We start from the raw sequence: 4,737 nt of genomic DNA, 5'->3' as shown, positions 1-4,737 counted from the left end.
AGTTCATATTAGCTTCTGCGCTAAAACCACTTTGGCGTTGTATGGTTAAGCCTCACGGGTAATTAGTACTGGTTAGCTTAATGTATCACTACACTTCCACACCCAGCCTATCAACGTTGTAGTCTCCAACGGCCCTTCAGTTAACTTAAAGTTAAAGTGAGAACTCATCTCGAGGCTCGCTTCCCGCTTAGATGCTTTCAGCGGTTATCGATTCCGAACGTAGCTACCGGGCAATGCAATTGGCATCACAACCCGAACACCAGCGGTTCGTCCACTCCGGTCCTCTCGTACTAGGAGCAGCCCCTCTCAATTCTCAAACGCCCACGGCAGATAGGGACCGAACTGTCTCACGACGTTCTAAACCCAGCTCGCGTACCACTTTAAATGGCGAACAGCCATACCCTTGGGACCGACTTCAGCCCCAGGATGTGATGAGCCGACATCGAGGTGCCAAACACCGCCGTCGATATGAACTCTTGGGCGGTATCAGCCTGTTATCCCCGGAGTACCTTTTATCCGTTGAGCGATGGCCCTTCCATTCAGAACCACCGGATCACTATGACCTACTTTCGTACCTGCTCGACGTGTCTGTCTCGCAGTTAAGCTGGCTTCTACCATTACACTAACCGTACGATGTCCGACCGTACTTAGCCAACCTTCGTGCTCCTCCGTTACTCTTTGGGAGGAGACCGCCCCAGTCAAACTACCCACCAGGCACTGTCCACAACCCCGATTAGGGGCCTATGTTAGAACATCAAACATACAAGGGTGGTATTTCAAGGATGGCTCCATGACATCTGGCGACGCCACTTCAAAGCCTCCCACCTATCCTACACATGTAGGCTCAATGTTCAGTGCCAAGCTGTAGTAAAGGTTCACGGGGTCTTTCCGTCTAGCCGCGGGTACACAGCATCTTCACTGCGATTTCAATTTCACTGAGTCTCGGGTGGAGACAGCGTGGCCATGGTTACACCATTCGTGCAGGTCGGAACTTACCCGACAAGGAATTTCGCTACCTTAGGACCGTTATAGTTACGGCCGCCGTTTACCGGGGCTTCGATCAAGAGCTTCGCCTAAGCTAACCCCATCAATTAACCTTCCGGCACCGGGCAGGTGTCACACCGTATACGTCATCTTACGATTTTGCACAGTGCTGTGTTTTTAATAAACAGTCCCAGCCACCTGGTCACTGCGGCTCTCAGTCGCTTAGAGAGTAAATCTCATCACAACCAAGAGCGTACCTTCTCCCGAAGTTACGGTACAATTTTGCCTAGTTCCTTCACCCGAGTTCTCTCAAGCGCCTTAGTATTCTCTACCTGACCACCTGTGTCGGTTTGGGGTACGATTCGAAATAATCTGAAGCTTAGAGGCTTTTCCTGGAAGTAGGGCATCATCAACTTCACTACCGTAGTAGCTCGTCTCGACTCTCAGCCTTAGCGACCCGGATTTTCCTAAGTCACCAGCCTACAGCCTTTCACATGGACAACCAACGCCATGCTTGATTAGCCTGCTCCGTCCCCCCATCGCAATTATTCCAAGTACGGGAATATTAACCCGTTTCCCATCGACTACGCTCTTCAGCCTCGCCTTAGGGGTCGACTTACCCTACCCTGATTAACATGGGATAGGAACCCTTGGTCTTCCGGCGTGCGGGTTTTTCACCCGCATTATCGTTACTCATGTCAGCATTCGCACTTCTGATATGTCCAGCATGCCTCCCGGCACACCTTCAGCCACTTACAGAACGCTCCCCTACCCCGCATACTAAGTATGCAGCCGTAGCTTCGGTGGTATGTTTAGCCCCGTTACATCTTCCGCGCAGGCCGACTCGACTAGTGAGCTATTACGCTTTCTTTAAAGGATGGCTGCTTCTAAGCCAACCTCCTAGCTGTTTTAGCCTTCCCACATCGTTTCCCACTTAACATACACTTTGGGACCTTAGCTGACGGTCTGGGTTGTTTCCCTCTCCACGATGGACGTTAGCACCCACCGTGTGTCTCCCGGATAGTACTTTACGGTATTCGGAGTTTGCAAAGGGTTGGTAAGTCGGGATGACCCCCTAGCCTTAACAGTGCTCTACCCCCGTAAGTATTCGTCCGAGGCTCTACCTAAATAGATTTCGGGGAGAACCAGCTATCTCCCGGTTTGATTAGCCTTTCACTCCAAGCCACAGGTCATCCCCTAACTTTTCAACGTTAGTGGGTTCGGTCCTCCAGTTGATGTTACTCAACCTTCAACCTGCCCATGGCTAGATCACCGGGTTTCGGGTCTATACCTTGCAACTGCACGCCCAGTTAAGACTCGCTTTCGCTACGGCTACCCTAAACGGTTAACCTCGCTACAAAATATAAGTCGCTGACCCATTATACAAAAGGTACGCAGTCACCCTCGAGGGGCTCCTACTGCTTGTACGTACACGGTTTCAGGTTCTATTTCACTCCCCTCACAGGGGTTCTTTTCGCCTTTCCCTCACGGTACTGGTTCACTATCGGTCAGTTGGGAGTATTTAGCCTTAGATGATGGTCCACCTATATTCAGTCAAAGTTTCACGTGCTCCGACCTACTCGATTTCACTTTAGATAAGTTTTTGTGTACGGGACTGTCACCCTGTATCGTCAAACTTTCCAGAATGTTCCACTAACTACACTAAAGCTTAAGGGCTAGTCCGATTTCGCTCGCCGCTACTTTCGGAATCTCGGTTGATTTCTTTTCCTACGGGTACTTAGATGTTTCAGTTCTCCGCGTTCGCCTCGTTAACCTATGTATTCAGTTAACGATACCTGCAAGCAGGTGGGTTTCCCCATTCGGAAATCCTAGTCTCAAGCGCCTCTTACTGGCTTGACTAGGCTTATCGCAAGTTAGTACGTCCTTCATCGCCTCCAACTGCCAAGGCATCCACCGTGTACGCTTAGTCACTTAACCATACAACCCGAAGTGGTTTATTACTTTGAGGTGTATGTGTCAAAGACAGTTTTAACTTCGCCAGAAGTTAATATTGAATACTAAAGTAGACGCTAATTAATCAATTAAATGATTAATCGGCATTGTTTTACTTTTGAAAACTCTTTTTAGAATTTTTTCTAAAAGAATTAATTATCAGCTTTTCCAAATTTTTAAAGAGCAATATTAATTAGCTATTAAAGCTAACTAACAATCATCTGTGTGGACACTACGAACAAATCTGTTCTAAATCGTTAAGGAGGTGATCCAGCCCCAGGTTCCCCTAGGGCTACCTTGTTACGACTTCACCCCAGTCATGAATCACTCCGTGGTAAGCGCCCTCCCTAAGGTTAAGCTACCTACTTCTGGAGCAACCCACTCCCATGGTGTGACGGGCGGTGTGTACAAGGCCCGGGAACGTATTCACCGCGGCATTCTGATCCGCGATTACTAGCGATTCCGACTTCATGGAGTCGAGTTGCAGACTCCAATCCGGACTACGACGCACTTTAAGTGATTCGCTAACTCTCGCGAGCTTGCAGCACTCTGTATGCGCCATTGTAGCACGTGTGTAGCCCTACACGTAAGGGCCATGATGACTTGACGTCGTCCCCACCTTCCTCCGGTTTATCACCGGCAGTCTCCTTAGAGTTCCCGACCGAATCGCTGGCAACTAAGGATAGGGGTTGCGCTCGTTGCGGGACTTAACCCAACATCTCACAACACGAGCTGACGACAGCCATGCAGCACCTGTATCAGAGTTCCCGAAGGCACCAAACTATCTCTAGTAAGTTCTCTGTATGTCAAGTGTAGGTAAGGTTCTTCGCGTTGCATCGAATTAAACCACATGCTCCACCGCTTGTGCGGGCCCCCGTCAATTCATTTGAGTTTTAACCTTGCGGCCGTACTCCCCAGGCGGTCTACTTAATGCGTTAGCTTTGGAAAAGTTGTCCGAAGACCCCAGCTCCTAGTAGACATCGTTTACGGCGTGGACTACCGGGGTATCTAATCCCGTTTGCTCCCCACGCTTTCGTACATGAGCGTCAGTATTGACCCAGGTGGCTGCCTTCGCCATCGGTATTCCTTCAGATCTCTACGCATTTCACCGCTACACCTGAAATTCTACCACCCTCTATCATACTCTAGTTTGCCAGTTCGAAATGCAGTTCCCAGGTTGAGCCCGGGGCTTTCACATCTCGCTTAACAAACCGCCTGCGTACGCTTTACGCCCAGTAATTCCGATTAACGCTCGCACCCTCCGTATTACCGCGGCTGCTGGCACGGAGTTAGCCGGTGCTTCTTCTGTAAGTAACGTCACAGCTAGCAGGTATTAACTACTAACCTTTCCTCCTTACTGAAAGTGCTTTACAACCCTAAGGCCTTCTTCACACACGCGGCATGGCTGCATCAGGCTTGCGCCCATTGTGCAATATTCCCCACTGCTGCCTCCCGTAGGAGTCTGGACCGTGTCTCAGTTCCAGTGTGGCTGATCATCCTCTCAAACCAGCTAGGGATCGTCGCCTTGGTGAGCCATTACCTCACCAACTAGCTAATCCCACTTGGGCTAATCTAAGGGCGAGAGCCGAAGCCCCCTTTGGTCAGTAGACGTTATGCGGTATTAGCAGTCGTTTCCAACTGTTGTCCCCCACCCTAAGGCATATTCCCAAGCATTACTCACCCGTCCGCCGCTCGTCATCTTCTAGCAAGCTAGAAATGTTACCGCTCGACTTGCATGTGTTAGGCCTGCCGCCAGCGTTCAATCTGAGCCATGATCAAACTCTTCAATTAAAAGTTTTT

At 49.9% G+C, this 4,737-nt stretch carries 2 rRNA genes; both read right to left on the bottom strand.

The window, feature by feature from the left end:
• Positions 1–41 precede the first annotated feature (41 nt).
• Positions 42–2,922, bottom strand: a 23S ribosomal RNA gene (locus tag CWB72_RS11310).
• 273 nt (positions 2,923–3,195) lie between these two features.
• Positions 3,196–4,728: ribosomal RNA gene (locus CWB72_RS11305) — 16S ribosomal RNA — on the bottom strand.
• Together the 16S and 23S rRNA genes form the textbook arrangement of a ribosomal RNA operon.
• Positions 4,729–4,737: the final 9 nt, after the last annotated feature.

The organism is Pseudoalteromonas phenolica (genome assembly GCF_005886345.1).
In the GTDB taxonomy this organism is placed as follows: Bacteria; Pseudomonadota; Gammaproteobacteria; order Enterobacterales; family Alteromonadaceae; genus Pseudoalteromonas; species Pseudoalteromonas phenolica_A.
Note: the sequence above shows the minus strand (reverse complement) of the source record. Positions and strands in the feature narration are given on the sequence as shown.